The organism is Mycobacterium numidiamassiliense, from assembly GCF_900157365.1.
GTDB lineage: Bacteria > Actinomycetota > Actinomycetes > Mycobacteriales > Mycobacteriaceae > Mycobacterium > Mycobacterium numidiamassiliense.
Genome location: NZ_FUEZ01000004.1, coordinates 1,436,767 through 1,451,553 on the forward strand (window position 1 = coordinate 1,436,767; position 14,787 = coordinate 1,451,553).

The 14,787-nt window shown below is 65.9% G+C and carries 16 protein-coding genes; 5 read left to right on the forward strand and 11 right to left on the reverse strand.

The annotated features are described in order from the left end of the window. Positions 1-45: 45 nt before the first annotated feature. The 5 genes from MNAB215_RS15500 to MNAB215_RS15520 are packed head-to-tail and all read right to left on the reverse strand — an operon-like array spanning position 46 to position 4,055. Complete coding sequence (locus MNAB215_RS15500; RefSeq protein WP_077079627.1) at positions 46-636, reverse strand: nuclear transport factor 2 family protein; 591 nt, start codon at positions 634-636, stop codon at positions 46-48. Further along, positions 633-1,556, reverse strand: coding sequence for an SDR family NAD(P)-dependent oxidoreductase (locus MNAB215_RS15505; protein ID WP_077079628.1), 924 nt, complete (start codon positions 1,554-1,556; stop codon positions 633-635). Before MNAB215_RS15505 ends, MNAB215_RS15500 begins: the two co-directional genes overlap by 4 nt. Continuing rightward, positions 1,553-1,987 (reverse strand): Zn-ribbon domain-containing OB-fold protein, encoded by a 435-nt coding sequence (locus tag MNAB215_RS15510; RefSeq protein WP_077079629.1) that lies wholly within the window; start codon positions 1,985-1,987, stop codon positions 1,553-1,555. The genes MNAB215_RS15505 and MNAB215_RS15510 overlap by 4 nt, the downstream gene beginning before the upstream one ends. Continuing rightward, a complete protein-coding gene (locus tag MNAB215_RS15515; RefSeq protein ID WP_077079630.1) occupies positions 1,981-2,784 on the reverse strand; it encodes an enoyl-CoA hydratase/isomerase family protein in 804 nt (267 codons plus the stop codon). The genes MNAB215_RS15510 and MNAB215_RS15515 overlap by 7 nt, the downstream gene beginning before the upstream one ends. Next, a complete protein-coding gene (locus tag MNAB215_RS15520) occupies positions 2,781-4,055 on the reverse strand; it encodes a cytochrome P450 (RefSeq protein WP_077079631.1) in 1,275 nt (424 codons plus the stop codon). The genes MNAB215_RS15515 and MNAB215_RS15520 overlap by 4 nt, the downstream gene beginning before the upstream one ends. Before the next feature lie 145 nt (positions 4,056-4,200). On the opposite strand from MNAB215_RS15520, the gene MNAB215_RS15525 reads away from it, so the two are divergent. Beyond that, the gene (locus MNAB215_RS15525; RefSeq protein ID WP_077079632.1) at positions 4,201-5,322 is read left to right on the forward strand and encodes a Gfo/Idh/MocA family protein; all 1,122 of its coding nucleotides are present in this window, start codon (positions 4,201-4,203) and stop codon (positions 5,320-5,322) included. On the opposite strand, the gene MNAB215_RS15530 is transcribed toward MNAB215_RS15525, so the two are convergent. Continuing rightward, positions 5,292-6,425 carry an NDMA-dependent alcohol dehydrogenase gene (locus MNAB215_RS15530; RefSeq protein ID WP_077079633.1) on the reverse strand — a complete coding sequence of 378 codons (1,134 nt, stop codon included), beginning with the start codon at positions 6,423-6,425 and terminating at the stop codon, positions 5,292-5,294. The two genes, MNAB215_RS15525 and MNAB215_RS15530, sit on opposite strands and share 31 nt — an antisense overlap. A gap of 16 nt (positions 6,426-6,441) precedes the next feature. Beyond that, positions 6,442-7,905, reverse strand: coding sequence for an aldehyde dehydrogenase (locus tag MNAB215_RS15535; RefSeq protein ID WP_083743415.1), 1,464 nt, complete (start codon positions 7,903-7,905; stop codon positions 6,442-6,444). 78 nt (positions 7,906-7,983) lie between these two features. Here MNAB215_RS15535 and MNAB215_RS15540 point away from each other — a divergent pair, with 78 nt between their 5' ends. Genes MNAB215_RS15540 through MNAB215_RS15550 form a run of 3 tightly spaced genes read left to right on the forward strand, consistent with a single transcriptional unit; the run spans position 7,984 to position 10,253 of the window. After that, positions 7,984-8,418: an FAS1-like dehydratase domain-containing protein gene (locus MNAB215_RS15540; RefSeq protein ID WP_108637635.1), complete on the forward strand. Its 435-nt coding sequence runs from the start codon at positions 7,984-7,986 to the stop codon at positions 8,416-8,418. Beyond that, positions 8,415-8,900, forward strand: coding sequence for a MaoC/PaaZ C-terminal domain-containing protein (locus MNAB215_RS15545; protein WP_077079634.1), 486 nt, complete (start codon positions 8,415-8,417; stop codon positions 8,898-8,900). The genes MNAB215_RS15540 and MNAB215_RS15545 overlap by 4 nt, the downstream gene beginning before the upstream one ends. A 12-nt stretch (positions 8,901-8,912) precedes the next feature. Continuing rightward, the gene (locus tag MNAB215_RS15550) at positions 8,913-10,253 is read left to right on the forward strand and encodes a TetR/AcrR family transcriptional regulator (protein WP_077079635.1); all 1,341 of its coding nucleotides are present in this window, start codon (positions 8,913-8,915) and stop codon (positions 10,251-10,253) included. 13 nt (positions 10,254-10,266) lie between these two features. Here the strand turns inward: MNAB215_RS15550 and MNAB215_RS15555 are convergent, their stop codons facing one another. The 4 genes from MNAB215_RS15555 to MNAB215_RS15565 all read right to left on the reverse strand — a co-directional run bounded on the left by MNAB215_RS15555 (position 10,267) and on the right by MNAB215_RS15565 (position 13,582). Continuing rightward, positions 10,267-11,457, reverse strand: a complete 1,191-nt coding sequence (locus tag MNAB215_RS15555; RefSeq protein WP_108637636.1) for a CaiB/BaiF CoA transferase family protein — start codon at positions 11,455-11,457, stop codon at positions 10,267-10,269. Positions 11,458-11,539: 82 nt separating this feature from the next. Next, positions 11,540-12,403: a 3-carboxyethylcatechol 2,3-dioxygenase gene (locus tag MNAB215_RS15560; RefSeq protein ID WP_083743416.1), complete on the reverse strand. Its 864-nt coding sequence runs from the start codon at positions 12,401-12,403 to the stop codon at positions 11,540-11,542. 80 nt (positions 12,404-12,483) lie between these two features. Then, a complete protein-coding gene (locus MNAB215_RS29765) occupies positions 12,484-12,636 on the reverse strand; it encodes a DUF7156 family protein (RefSeq protein ID WP_165691575.1) in 153 nt (50 codons plus the stop codon). A 31-nt stretch (positions 12,637-12,667) separates the two neighbouring features. Then, positions 12,668-13,582 carry a spirocyclase AveC family protein gene (locus tag MNAB215_RS15565; protein ID WP_165691576.1) on the reverse strand — a complete coding sequence of 305 codons (915 nt, stop codon included), beginning with the start codon at positions 13,580-13,582 and terminating at the stop codon, positions 12,668-12,670. Between the two features lie 163 nt (positions 13,583-13,745). Here MNAB215_RS15565 and MNAB215_RS15570 point away from each other — a divergent pair, with 163 nt between their 5' ends. Continuing rightward, positions 13,746-14,786 (forward strand): spirocyclase AveC family protein, encoded by a 1,041-nt coding sequence (locus MNAB215_RS15570; RefSeq protein ID WP_157900612.1) that lies wholly within the window; start codon positions 13,746-13,748, stop codon positions 14,784-14,786. The last annotated feature ends 1 nt before the right edge of the window (position 14,787 follow it).

Sequence of the window (14,787 nt, forward strand, 5' to 3'; positions counted from 1 at the left end):
CGATCGCCAGCCTGGGCCACCGAGTCGTAGCGACACCTCACGACGTCAGTGTGACCGCACCCCGAAGTCGATGTCCGCAACACCGCAGAATGGCGTGAAGCCGGCCTTGCCGAGCCATGACGGGGCCGCGTTGTGCCCGGGTTGCGGACGCGCCCAGTCCACCCACGAACCCCAATCATCGCGACGGAGCTTCTGCTCGAGCGTCTGCGGGTGCGCGGCCTCGGCGGCCGCGTAACGAGCGGCGAAGCCCTTCATCTCGGGCAGCAGCCAGACGTCCTCCTCGGAACGCCACTGACCGCCCCCGGCGTACTCGATGAATTGATACGAGGGGAAGTCGATCGGCGGGCCACCAGGCCGCGGATTGTCGGCGCGATTGAACACCTTGTATGCCACCCGCATGCCGTCGACGACGTACCAGACGAGTGGGCTGTACACCTGTGGTGCGGCACCCATCGTGCCCTCGAGGAACTTGGCGATCTCCGCTGGGCCGGTGAACGTTCCGTAGAAGTGGTCGAAGTAGGTCGCGTCCTCGGTGAATAGGTGTGCCCAGGCGTGCCAGTCCTCGAGCACCGGCCCGGTCATGAAATACCGCCGAAACTCCCGCTCGACCTCTTCGACGTCCGCTGTGCTGGTCATCCTCCGAGTCGCAGCCCGGTGTTGCGGGTGCCGAACACGTCAGTGGCCATGATGGCGCCGAGTTGATTTGCATCCCAGCGCTTTTCGCCATTCGAGACAGACGCGACGGGATGCCAGCCCTTGAGTAGCTGGAGATGCTCGCCCATCGCGCGGATCACCTGACCGCTGACGTGGCCGGCCTCGGGGCTGGCCAACCAGGCCACCACCGGCGAACCTAGTGACGGGTCCTTGGGGTCGAACTCGTCCTCGGCGCGTTCGTCGGGCTCGATCGGCGCCTGCGCGCCGGGCATGGACGCCGACATCCGGGTGCGCCCACCCGGGCTGATCGCATTCACGGTGGCGCCGATCGACGCCAACTCCAGGCTCAGGGTCTGGGTCAGACCGACGATCGCGGCCTTGGCGGCACTGTAGTTGGTCTGACCGAAGTGGCCGTGCAGTCCGGCACCGGAGGTGGTGTTGATGATGCGGCCGTAGACCTTTCGCCCGGATTCCTTCGATTCCGCGCGCCACTTGCGGGCGACCGAGCGGCTGGTGAGCCAGCTACCGCGGACGTGCACCCGCATCACCAGGTCGAAGTCGTCGGCGGTCATGTTCCAGATCGCCTTGTCGCGAACGATTCCCGCGTTGTTGACGACGATGTCCAGCCTGCCCAGCTGCGAGTAGGCACGCTCGACGGCGAGGTCGACCTGCTCCTCGTCGCCGACGTCGCTGAAGTCCGAAACCGCAGTGCCGCCGCGGCTTTCGATGATCGTCACCACTTCGTCGGCGACCTTTCCGGTGCCCTCGCCCGACAGGCTGGTGCCGAGGTCGTTGATGATCACGGTGGCGCCGTGCTTGGCCAGTTCGAGCGCGTGGCCGCGGCCGATGCCATGCCCCGCCCCGGTCACCAGGGCGACTTTGCCGTCGAGTAGTCCGGTCATGGGCTCTCCTCGCTTGGTGTGAAGACCGTCAGATAGGGGCTGTCGGGATCGGCATCGTCCACCGGTCGAAAGACCGCGGTGACCGGCATCCCGACCCGAAGGCCGTCAGGGTCCGCACCTTCGATCGTCGTCATCAGCCGCGGACCTTCGGCCAGTTCGACGATCGCGGCGACATACGGCACTCGCTCCTTGAATGGTGCCAGATCATTCACGTAGACAGTCGAATACGTGTACAACGTCCCAGTCCCACTCGCCTGAACCGGGCGCACGTCCTCGCTCCAGCAGAACGGGCAGAACGGCCGCGGGTAGTGGTGCACCCTGCCGCACGCCGCGCATTCGGCGATCAGCAATTGACCCTGCCTGGCGGCCTCCCAGTAGGGAGCGCTTGCCGCGTCGATGGTGGGAATGTCAGCGCGAGCCACCCTCACCACCCGGTGAACTCGGTCGGTCGTTTCTCCACGAACGCCTGCACGCCCTCGGTGGAGTCGTGCGAATACGACTGGATCTCCTGCGCCATCGCTTCCGCGACGAATGCACCGGACCGGTCGGTGTCGGGGGAGTCGTTGAGCAGCCGCTTGGTGAATGCGATCGCGGAGGTCGGCGCTCCCGCCAGCCGGCCGGCGAAATCGGCGATCGTGGCGTCGAAGTCGGCGGCGCTGACCACCCGGTTCACCAGCCCTAGCGTGAATGCCTCACTGGCTGAGAGCTTTTCGCCGAAGAACGCCATCTCCTTGGCCTTCTGCATACCGATGCGGCGGGGCAGCAGATAGCAGCCGCCACCGTCGACAACCAGCCCACGCTTGACGAAAGACTCTGCGAAGTAGGCAGTTTCGGTCGCGATCACCAGATCCGAGGCGTATACGACGTGGGCCCCCAGGCCCGTCGCCGCACCGTGCACCGCGGAGATCACCGGCTTGTTGCAGTCCAGCACGCTGGCCACCAGCTTCTGGGCGCCGTTCATGATGCGCCGCGTCGGCTCCAGCACCCGCTTCTCGCCCTTCTCGCGCCGTTCGGCCAGCGATCCCACGTCGGCGCCGGAGCAGAAGTGCTTACCGTTGGCCCGCAGCACCACCACGCGTACCTTCTCGTCGGCGTCGGCGGCGGCCAGTAACGCGATCAGGGCATCGCGATCATCGGGACGTACCGCGTTGGCGGCCTCGGGCCGGTTCAAAGTGATCGTCATGACGCCGTCCGCGATGTCGGACAAAATTGCTGCCTGCGTGTTCATGGTGTGTACGTGGCTTTCAGGTGCTTGATGCCGTTGACGAAGTTCGACCTCAGCATGACCGGTTCGCCAACCGCGGTGATGTCGGGGTAGCGCTCGTAGAGCATCTGAAACGCCACGTTCAGCTCCAACCGGGCCAGGTGCGCACCCAGGCAATAGTGCGGTCCCGGGCCACCGAAAGCGATGTGGTTGTTGGGTTTTCGCGCGATATCGAAGCGCTCCGGCTGGTCGAATACTGCCGGGTCGCGGTTGGCGGCGGGATACCAAACCACGACCTTGTCACCGGCGTTGAAGGTGTGGGTGACCCCGCCATGGGCGTCGGTCAACGTCACGCCGTCGCGGGTCACGGTGCGGCGCATGTGGATCACCGGGCTGGCATACCGCAAGATTTCCTCGACCGCGGTGGGCGCCATCTCGTCGTAGTTCGCCAGCAGGCGGTCGCGCTGCTCGGGGTGCGCGCTGAGAGTGAGCAGGCCGTGAGTCAGCGCATTGCGGGTAGTCTCGTTGCCCGCGCCAATCAGCAGGATGAAGAACTTGGCCAGCTCCTGGGGGGTGAGGTTTTCTTCGTCGGAGTTGACCAGCTTGCTGATCACGTCGTCGCGGGGATGGGCGATGCGGTCCTCGGCAATTTGCTTGAGCAGCTCGATGAGCTGCTCGCTGATCTCGGTGACGGCGGCCCCGATGCCGGCGACGGTCTGGTCGGGTACGTACTCGGGGTCCGAAGCGCCGAGCACGATATTGGTCGCGCGCAGGATGAACTGTTCGTGTTCGCGTGGGACGCCAAGCATGTTGTCGATGATGCGCAGCGGCAGCAGCGTCGCGAACGACGAGACGAAGTCGCAGTCACCCGAACGGGGCATCTCCTCGAGGATCTCGGCAGTGGTCTCTTCGGCCAGGCCACGGAGCTCGGAGAGCATGCGGGGGGTGAAGCCGCGCGAGACGATCTTGCGCAGCCGCATGTGTTCGGGATCGTCCATGTCGATGATGGAGCCCCGGTATTCGCGCATCTCGGCGGTCTGGTCGAAAATCTGCGTGCCCTGCCCGGAACTGAAGTCGCTGGGGCGCCGGCTGATGTCGACAACGTCGCGGTGGGCGCCGACCGCCCAGAACCCGCGGGGCCGCGGCGAGTCGGGTCGGTTGGTCCGAACGAAGACTGGACCGTCGGCCTCGCGAAGGCGCCGGTAGAGCTCGCTCCGGTCCGCCGGACGCTCCTGCCACCACCGCAGATCGATCAGCGGTGCGAACTGCTGCTCGTCGGTGTCGATCGCGCTCACAGCACCCGATTCTGGCACTCATGTCACTTATAGGCAATGCCGTGATACTGGATAAGTGGCGCAATGGCGCAATATTTCTTGACCGCTGCCACGAGTTATCTAACATTAGTGTCACTGCAACCGGAAGGTCGTCGAAGGAGAGCGCATGACGTTACGGGTCGGCATCATCGGCGTCGGGTGGGGCGCGCACGTGCAGGTACCCGGTTTCCGGGCGGCCAAGGGCTTCGAGCCGGTCGCGCTGTGTGCGCGCACACCCGCGCGGCTGGAACGCGTGGCGGCGAGGCTGGGGATCGAACAGACCTCCACCGACTGGCAATCCTTCGTGACTCGCGACGACCTCGACGTCATCTCGGTCGCGACTCCCACCGTGCTGCACCGCGAGATGACGATCGCCGCACTCGCGGCAGGTAAGCCCGTGTTGTGCGAGAAGCCGCTGGCCGGTGACCTCGAAGCGGCCCGCCACATGGTCCGTGCCGCGGCCGATTCCAAGCTGCCGACCGCCTGCTGTTTCGAAAACCGGTGGAACCCGGACTGGTTGGCCGTCGCGGACCGGGTGCGCTCGGGCTTCCTCGGCTCGCAGTACCTCGCGCGGGTCAGTCGCAGCGCGTCCTACTGGCATCCGAGTCATCCGCTTCAGGCCCATTGGATGTACGACCGCGAGCAGGGCGGCGGTTATCTGGCCGGCATGCTGGTGCACGACCTGGACTTCCTGTGCAGCCTGCTGGGCCGCCCCGTGTCGGTGTGCGCGGAGGTTCGCACCAGCGACCCCGTCCGCGAACTGCCCGACGGCGGGACCCTGCCCGTGACCGCCGACGACACCGCGGCACTGCTGATGCGCATGGAGTCCGGGCTGACGGTCATTCTGAGCCTCTCGGTGATGGGCGCCCACGCCGATCACTACCGCCTCGAATTGTTCGGCTCCGATGGGACCATCATCGGCGACGGCGACTTGCGTTCCGCGGCATACAGTCTCGGTACTGCCACCGATGCGGGATTGAGTCCCCTGACGGTGGATGAACGCGAGCCCGCGCACCCCGAGCGGTTGCCCGGGGGACTGGCCGGTCACGCCAGCAGGGCGATGGCGCTGATGCTGCAGGATTGGCTGCCCGCGTTCGACGGTGGCCCCAGCGACGCGGCCACCTTTGAGGACGGGCTGCTGTCGCTCGCGGTCATCGATGCCGCGCACCGCTCGTCCGAAGGCGGCGGCTGGGAGCCGGTGCGCGCGTGGCTGGACGATCAGCCGATCGAGGCCTCGGCGGGCGGATAGATCAGGACGCCACGGATATTGGCGCCGGCGTGCATGTCGGCGTAACCGTCATTGACCTTCTCCAAGGGGTAGGTGCGAGTGACCATGGATTCGAGGTCCACCTGCCCGGCGCTGTACAGCTCGAGGATCTTCGGGATGTCGGCACGGGGATTGCCCGAGCCGTAGAGAGTTCCGACGATCTGCTTCTCCGTCAGGGTGAGGTCCATCAGATTGGCCCGGATCTCCCGCTCCCGCATCGGGTGGATGTTAGTGACCACCAGCCGGCCACGCTTGGCCGTCATGGCCAACGCCCGGCCGACCAGTTGGCCGTCACCGACTCCCATCGCGCAGATGAACTTGTCCACCCCGCGGTTCCAGGTTGCCTCGGCGACAACGTCTTTCGCCTCGTTCCAGTCCGCCGCGGTGTGAGTGGCTCCCATCTTCACCGCTTCGGCCCGCTTGTACTCGGACGGATCTATGACGGTGATCGTGCGGGCTCCCGCGAGCCGAGCGCCCTGTACCGCCGCGGCTCCGATGCCACCGACCCCGGCGATGGCGACCGTGTCGCCCGGGCGGACGTCGGCGGCATAGACCGACGATCCCCAACCGGTAATGAACCCGCAGCCGAGAAGACAGGCCAGGTCGAGGCGATAGTGCTCCGGGATCTTCACGCAACTCGCCTCGTGCACCACGGTGTGGTGCGCGAATGAGCCGACGCCGCAGGCCAGTGCGAGGTCGTCGTCGCCGAGATGATGGCGAGCGGTGCCGTCGTGAATCTGCATGCCCGAGTAGATCTTTGCGCCAAGGTCGCACAGGCTCTGATGGCCCGTCGAGCAGGAGGGGCACCGGCCGCACGACGGGATGAAGCTGAACACCACGTGGTCGCCCGGCGACAGCCACGACACGTGCTCGCCGACGGACTTGACCACACCCGCACCCTCGTGGCCACCGATGCAGGGCAGTCGGATCGGCATGTCGCCGGTGACGAGGTGGTCGTCGGAGTGGCACATGCCCGAGGCGTGCAGTTCGACCAACACCTCGGTCGCCTTCGGCGCGTCGAGCTCGATGGACTCGATGGACCAGGGAGTGTTGCGTTCGAACAGGACCGCTGCGTGGGTCTGCACTGGAATCCCTTCCGGCTCAACGAATGATGGCGTGATGTTCGACGAACCCGGCGATGCCCTCGGGGCCCCCCTCGCGTCCGATGCCGGACTGCTTGAATCCGCCGAACGGGCTGGCGAAGTCGAGCACGGCGGTCGAGTTGACGGCCACCGAACCTACCAGCAGTTGGGCCGCCACGGCCGCCGCCCGTTCCGCGTCGGCAGACCACACCGCGCCGACCAGCCCGTAGCGGGAGTCGTTGGCGATGGCCACCGCCTCAGCGGCGTCGTCGGGGCCGGTGTCGTCGTAGGGGATCACGACCGCGACCGGTCCGAAAACCTCCTCGCGGGCGATTTCCATGTCGTTGGTCGCAGCAACAAGCGTGGGCGAGACGAACCACCCTGGGCGGTCGGGCCGCTCGCCACCGACCAGCACGGTGGCGCCGTCCTGCCGCGCGCGCCGCAGGAACCCCTCGACCCTCTCGCGCGCGGCCTCGTTGATCAGCGGACCAACATTGGTGGCCCGGTCGGCGGGATCCCCGACGATCAGCCCGGCGACTGCGGCAGTCAGTGCTGCCGCAAATTCGTCGTAGCGGCTGCGCGGCAACAAGATTCGCGTCAGCGCGGCGCACAGCTGGCCGTTGTTGCCCATCACGCCGGCGACCAAACCGCGCACCGTTGTCTCGAGCGGCGCGTCGGGCAGCACGATGGCCGGCGACTTGCCGCCCAGTTCGGTGCTGCAGCGGCGGATTCGGGAGCCGCACGACGCCGCGATCCTGGCGCCGACGGCAGTCGAGCCGGTGAAGCTGACCTTGTCGACACCCGGATGTTCGGTCAGCAGCTCGCCGGTTTCGGCGCCACCGTTGACGACGTTGACGACTCCGTCGGGCAGACCAGCCTCCTCGATCGCCTCCATCAGCACGCCGAATTCGAGCGGGGCGTCGGGCGCTGGCTTGAGCACCACCGTGCACCCCGCGGCCAACGCGGGACCGAGCTTCAACGCGGCGATGAACAGCGGCGTGTTCCACGGCACGATGGCGCCGACCACGCCGACGGGAAGCTGACGCACCTCGACGGTGCCGCCCGTCATCGATGGACGGATGGCGGAGAACGGGTAGTCCGGGGTGATCGCCGCGTAGGCGCGCAGCACGCCGACCGCGGTGATGACCTGACCGAACGTGCTCCAGGATCGCGGCGAGCCGATCTCCGCGGTCGTCAGGTCCGCCAGTTCGCCCTTGCGGCTGCTCAGCGCGTCGGCGAGTCGCCCCAGCGCGGCGCCGCGATCGGCAGCGGAGGCCCGCCCCCAGGGCTGCTGTGCGCCGCGGGCTGCGGCGACCGCGGAGTCCACTTCCGCACGGCCGGCGACACCGACCGTGCCGAGTAGCTCGCCGGTGGTCGGGGACGTCACATGCAGTGTTCCGGTGTGCGCGCCCGACACCCACTTGCCTGCAGCGTAGCTCGCCGCCAACTCGATCATGGGCACCGATTCTGGCAGCAATGTCATCTTTGGACAAGCAGCTCATTGGTAATGACGCGATATTTCAGTTTCGGTTCTGCTGATTTTCTGACAGTATTGGTCACTATGACTGCATCGCCTGCCGGGGGCGCCGACGATACTGCCGGACGGCCATGGGAGCTGGTCGTGGAGCGCGGCAAGATCGCCGAGTTCGCCGAGGCCATGTTGTGCGACGACCCCTCATACCGTGGTCCGGACGCGATCATGCCGCCGACGTTTTTGACCACCGCAGGCCGCTGGGCGCCCGCCGGCGTCCGAGTCGACGTGGGTTTCGATCGCAAGCGCCTGCTGCACGGCGAACAGGAGTACATCTTCCACGGCGACCTGCCCGCCGCAGGGGACGTCCTGACCGCACAGGAGCGGGTAGTCGGCCGGTACTCGAAACCGGGCAAACGTGGAGGCACAATGCGTTTCGCCACCGTGGTCACCGAGTACCGCGACGCTGGGGGAGCGCTCGTCGCCGAGGCCAAGGCCACCTTCATCGAGACGGCCCCGCGATGAGCTCTGGCAACGGGGGTGGGGCACAGCTGGCGGCGGCCACCGCCTTGAGGGTGGGTACCCAGGCACCGGCCCGTGAGTTCGGCCCGCTCACCCGGCAGATGTTCGTCCGCTACGCCGGCGCGTCCGGCGACCTCAACCCGATGCATTACGACGATCAGCTCGCGCAGTCCGCCGGCTACCCTTCGGTGTTCGCGCAGGGCATGTTCTCCGCGGCGTTGCTGGCCGGGTTCGCCACGGATTGGCTGGGCGCGGGCAGCGTGCGCCGTTTCGGTGTCCGCTTTCGCGAACAGGTCTGGCCGGGCGACGTGCTGACCTGCTCTGGCGTCGTGACTGCGGTATCGACGGAGCCCGACGCCGAACGGGTGCGCGTCGAGTTGACCGCCACCCGGCAGACGGGCGGCGTCGCGATCACCGGCACCGCGGAGTTCCTCAACCCGCGAAACGCCGCTCGGCGCGACGCGGGTGGCCCGGATCGGCCATAGGCTGGAAACACCATGTCCGAAGCCTCGATCGTCCGCCGGGCCAGCTACGGCCCCTCCAGCCCCGCCGTGGGCGCTCGCGGTGCCACCACCCGGAGCCGGATCGCCGAGGTCTCGTTGGAGCTGTTCGGCCGGGTCGGGTACTTCGACACGTCGGTCGACGCGATAGCGAAAGCGGCCGGGGTCTCCCGGGCCACTCTCTATCAGTACTTCAAGGGCAAGGACGAGATCTTCCTCGAGCTGCTCAACGAATGCGGCAGTGCGTTGTTCCGGGTGGCGCGGCGCATCGGCCCGCTTGGACCTGACGAGGTGGGCTTCGACAATCTGAACTGGTGGCTGGGCGAGTGGAGCTGGGTATTCGACAAGTACTCCACGATGTTCGTGCAGTGGACGGCGATCGCGTCGTCGGACACCAAGGTGCGCCCCGAAATCACCCGGTTCGTGCGCGGTTATAACCACCGCGTTGCCGCGCGACTCGCTGCCTCGGGCCTTCAGGGCATGGACCCGGAAGTCGCCGCCATGATCATGACCGCGCTGGTGCACCGCATCAATCTGTTTGTCCACACCGATCGCGCCTACGACCGCAGCGCCAAGGAAGCGGTCGACACGTTGTCGGTATTCCTTCAGCTGGCGTTGTTCCCCGACACCTCGCCATCGGTGTTGCGGTCGTTGGCTTTACACGCCAGCGCTGATCCGGCGGGCGACATCGACGCCGTCGACGTGCCTCCGGCGCCGGGCGTCGAAGGGCTTTCCGTCAGCGAGCGCACCGCGAGTCTCAGCAAGCGCGCCGTCATCACCGTGAATGCTTTAGCCGATGCCGGCGCCGCCCAATTCCGTGCCCGGGGCTATCGCAGCACCAGCGTCGACGACATCGTCGAGGCAGCCGACGTTGCGCGCGGCACGTTCTACAAGTACTTCAGCGACAAACAGGACCTGCTCGCCGCCGTTGCAGCCGAAATCTATAGCGCCGGAATGGCATTCGCCGACCGGATCGCTGACGTCGATCCGGTGGCCAAGAAGTCGACGTTGCGGCACTGGCTGGGCACCTACGTCGAGTTTTACGACAAGTATTCGGGTTGCATCGAGGCGTGGGCCGAGGGCGCCACCGACGATCCCACGATCGTGAGCATCGGGGAGAACGGTCAGGTGCAGATGGACATCGGCGCGGCCAGGATGCTGATCCGCGGACCGGATCGGTACCCGTTCGATCCGGTGGTCTCGGCACTGATACTGCGCGCGCTCGTCACCCGGGTGCCGCAGGCCGCTCTCGATCTGCCCGACCCGATTGACGACGACGATCTGATCGACGTGTTGATGAACTGCATCAACCGCGGCTTCTTCGGGCGCGCAAAGTAGTTGGGGTCATGCGCTATGCGGTGGTGATGCCGGCGGCGATGAGTTCGTCGGTGGCTTCTGCTGAATATCCCAACTCGCGCAGGATCTTTCGGTTGTGTTCGCCCAACGCGGGCACATCGCCGATAACTGGATCGACGCCGGCCAGGCTGGCGGGCGGCGGCAGCGCGGCGGCTGGACCGCCGGGCGTCTGAATCTCGTGCCACCGGTCGCGGCCGACGAGTACCGGGTGTAGCCACAGCTGGTCGACACTATTCATGCGCGCGTGTGCCACACCGGCGCTGTGCAGGCGCTCCTCGAGTTCCTCGGCGCGCAGCCGTGCCACCGTGGACGCGATGATCGCCTCCAACTCGTCGCGGTGCGCGACCCGATCCGGGTTCGTGGCGAACCGTGGATCGGCGACGAGATCCCTTCTGTCCAATACGGTCTCGCAGAGCCGGTGCCATTCGGCGGGGTTCTGCACGGCGAGCAACACGGTTCCGCCGTCGCCTGCGGTGAACGGGCCGTACGGGGCGATCGTCGGATGCCGCGCACCCGTGCGTGGCGGCGCCGTTCCCCCGTACCGGCCGTAGTAGAGCGGCTGGGACATCCATTCGACCAACGCGTCGAACAACGACACTGATACCGGCCGGACAACACCGGTCGTCGCGCGGGCGTAGAGCGCCGTGAGGATTCCGGAGAAGGTGAACATGCCCGCGGCGATATCGGCGATCGATACACCCGTGCGCGCCACCTCGGCTGGCGAGCCAGTCACCGACAACAGCCCGGCCTCGGCTTGCACCAGCAGGTCGTAGGCCTTGCGGTCGCTCCAGGGGCCGTCCTGGCCGTACCCGCTGATCGTCGCCGTGACGGTCCGCGGGTGTGCGCGGGCCACCGACTCAGCATCTAATCCCATCCGGGCCGCAGCGCCCGGCCCCAGATTTTGTACCAGCACGTCGGCGCCTTCCAGCAGGCGGTGGACGATGCGCCTGCCCTCGGGCTGCTTGAAGTCCACGGTCAACGATTCCTTGCCGCGGTTGAGCCAGACGAAGTAGCTGGACTCGCCGTGCACGGCACGGTCGTAACCTCTGGCGAAGTCACCCCCCTGCGGGCGCTCGACCTTGATCACCCGCGCGCCGAGGTCGGCGAGCTGCCGGGTCGCATATGGGGCCGCGACTGCCTGCTCGAGGCTCACGACGGTGATGCCGGACAGTGGCGCGTCGGTCAATGTGGGCCCACTCCTCGAGCTGATGACAACAATGTCAGATTCGCCGAACTGGCCGACGTGGGGCTTGGGCGGACTGACGTGATCACGCTGAGGCGGCGACGGCCATTCCGGTGATCCATTCCGGCACAGGCTCATAGACCAGCGGGGTTACCGGCCGCCCACCACCGGCGGCGCCTGCGGCCAGCCAGGTCCTGACCTCGTTGGCGCCCGCGCCCGCGCGCGCGTGGGCATTGTCGACGAGTCGAATCAGTTCAGCGACATCCCAATTCGACATCGCGTCCAACACTTCGGCGTCCCAGTCGGGACGGATCTTGGTCCGCGCTTCGGCCATACCCTCGGCGATGATCCGCGCCCGATCCTCATCGCTGAGGTCATAAGTGTCGACTTCCAGACTCGGCGGGGAATGTGACAACCCTCCGGTACCGATCACGAGCACCCGCTCGGCGATGCCGTCAAGGAATCGGCCCACCTCCGCGCCGAATTCGGCCACCCGATGCCCAGTCGGAAGCGGAGCCGTGGCGCAGTTCACCGGCACCGGGATGACCGGCTTGACGGCCAGCTCCCCGAGCAGGTCCCGAATGGGTTGAGCGAACGCGTGATCCAGTCCGATGTCCCGACACGCGGCGACGTCGAAGCCGGCCGATAGCAGGTGTTCGCACAGTCGGCGTGCCAGCGCCGGCGGGACGTCCAGGTCGCCGGCCGGATGGCCGCCCTCGGCCAGGATCGACGCGGACAATGCGACCCCGAATGCGGGTACTACGTGGCGAAATGCGCGGCGATGGTCACCGCCGAACACGATCACCACGTCCGGGTCGAAGTGTCGTGCGCGCTCGGCCGCTGACGTCAGTGCCGAGCGAAACCGGCGGCCGAAGGCATGTTCGACGTCGCGTTCCTTGCCCGGGCTGTGGCTTGCGCAGACAACCAGCCGCTCTGCAGTCACGTCCATCACCCCTTCGTTAGAAGTGACACTTATGTTAGATGAGTCCGGGTGCCACGGCGAAACTCGTCGCCCCGCCGACTAGCGCATCACACCGTGATGACGATGCCTCGGGTCAGTGCCACGATGACGCCGAGGATCACGATGAAGGCCACGCTTACCGCGACAAGCCAGATGGTTTCTCGCTGGAGCGCGGCATTGGTCTGCGGAGGAAGAAAGAATTCAGCGGACATGTCCTTCATGCGGTCAGTTGGCACAAGGGCTCCCATCGGATCACGGAATGTAGGGGCTGTCGGCGCCGGTCGCCGTGCGCAACACCACGAGCGGGATGACCAGAAAAACGAAGAAGGTGATCTGGAAGACGATGAACCAGGCGCCCAGTCGCATGAGCTCGAATCGCCATCGCGGAATCGCGACCTCATAGTTGAGGTAGTCGTCGAATTCCTGCTGCTTGGTCAACGGCACCCGCTTGGTCGCAACGGCTATCCCGCCCCAACTTTCGCTGCCGAGCGACGAATGCAACGAAGTCTTGGGAACTGTGAACCGATCCAATCGGCAGAACCGCTCGAAGTGATTGAGACCGCGAATCGGCGGCTTACCGGCCCAATAGGCGATCAGGTTGGGCCACACGCACATGATGCCAATGGTCCACAGCAAAGTGATGCGACCGCCGTTGCCCCACTCGAGAGCGGGACCAATGCCGGGATCGTAGGTCCACCAACCCATTGCCGTGGCGGTGCCCTCGACGGCGAAATCCCACACGTAGTTGACCGGAATTGCAAGCACCAGCATGGATTTGAGCATGGTCCAGCCAAACCGCGCGGACACCCATTGACTCAGCCACAACACCAGAAGCGCGTGTACTCCCCAGTACACCGCGTAGGCGAACGGCATGAACAGAGGATCGTTGGGAGTCTTGAGCGGCAGCCACTCGAGCAGATGGTGTTGCGCAAACGCCGGACTGTAGAACAACATCTGGCCCCAGTCGCCGATGGTCTCCATCCAGTACACCGCAAGGCTGTTGAACAGGAAAAGGAATCCCCAGGTCAGGCGCCGCCGCCGAATCACATCGGCTACCGCGAGAACGATGAAGATGCTGCCGGCGATCGGTATCACCCAGTTGAAGAACCAGACACCGGACGGGTTGAGGGTCGCTGGTGGTGCCAATTGTGACGTGGCGAAAAGCATCGTTGCCTCTCAACGAGCAAGTGATGGAGAGGGATCCAAGTACTTGTGTAACCTAGTTCACTACATGTCGTTTGTCACGCGAATCTACAGTGACACCGCCGGACGTTGACACTATGACAGTTAACTGCCATCTTTGGTTAGGTCGTGTCAAGGGAGCTGTGCAGTGACGGATCTGAAGTCGCCTCGGCATACAGAGCCGTCGACAATCGAGACCGGGCGGATCAAGACCATTCGGCCGGTGCTGTTCTGGTCGAGCCTCGGCGCGGTGTTCGTCGTCATCGCTGCCTTCGTCTACATCTCGTGGATCGCGTCGGGCAATGCGACACCGGTGAATCCGGGTCCCGACCCGATCCCCGGAGCCACCCGGTGGGCGATGACCGCCTTCCAAATCGCCTGCCCGATACTGGCATTGGTCGCGATTGGCTGCATAGTCCGTAAGAGCGTTCGCGAGCGTCAACTCTGCGTCGAAGCGGCCATCGTGATCGGATCGGCGATCGCGTGGTGGCATGACCCGCTGATCAACTGGTTTCAGCCAACGCTGTTCTACAACGCCGGCCTGGTCAACTTCGGCAACTGGACGCAGAACATCCCCGGCTGGTTAAGCCCCGACGGTCGACTGATGGCCGAACCAGCGCTGATGATCGGAATGATCTACATCTGGATGCCGTTGGCCATGGGCTCGATCGCCCGCGGGGCCATGGGTCGTGCCCGCCGACGTTGGCCGACGCTGGGACCCGTCCGCACCTTCTGCGTCGGTTGGCTCGCGGTATACGTCATCGAGTTTCCGCTCGAGATCTTTGCGGTGCGCCACGGCCTGCTCGGCTATCCTGCGTCGATTCCCGGCGTCACGCTCTGGGCGGGTCAGACTGTCCAGATCCCGCTGTACGGCCCCATCCTGTGGTCGCTGGTGCTGAGTTCAAGCGGTGCACTGATGTTTTTCCGCAACCACGACGGCAGGATCCGGGTGGAGGCTGGTGTGGAGACTCTGCGGTGGGCCGGCCCACGGGTCAGAGGGCTGTTAAGAGTGCTGGCCGTCACCGGCTTTCTACACGTGGTGGCGATCGGGGTGTACGACCTGCCGGTGAACCTCGCCGGCTTCTATGCCGGGCCGACCCAGACTTATCCGAGCTACTTGCGCACGCAGTACTGCGGACCAGGCACACCACGGCGCTGCCCCGATGGCACCCGCTTCAACGATCGCTAGG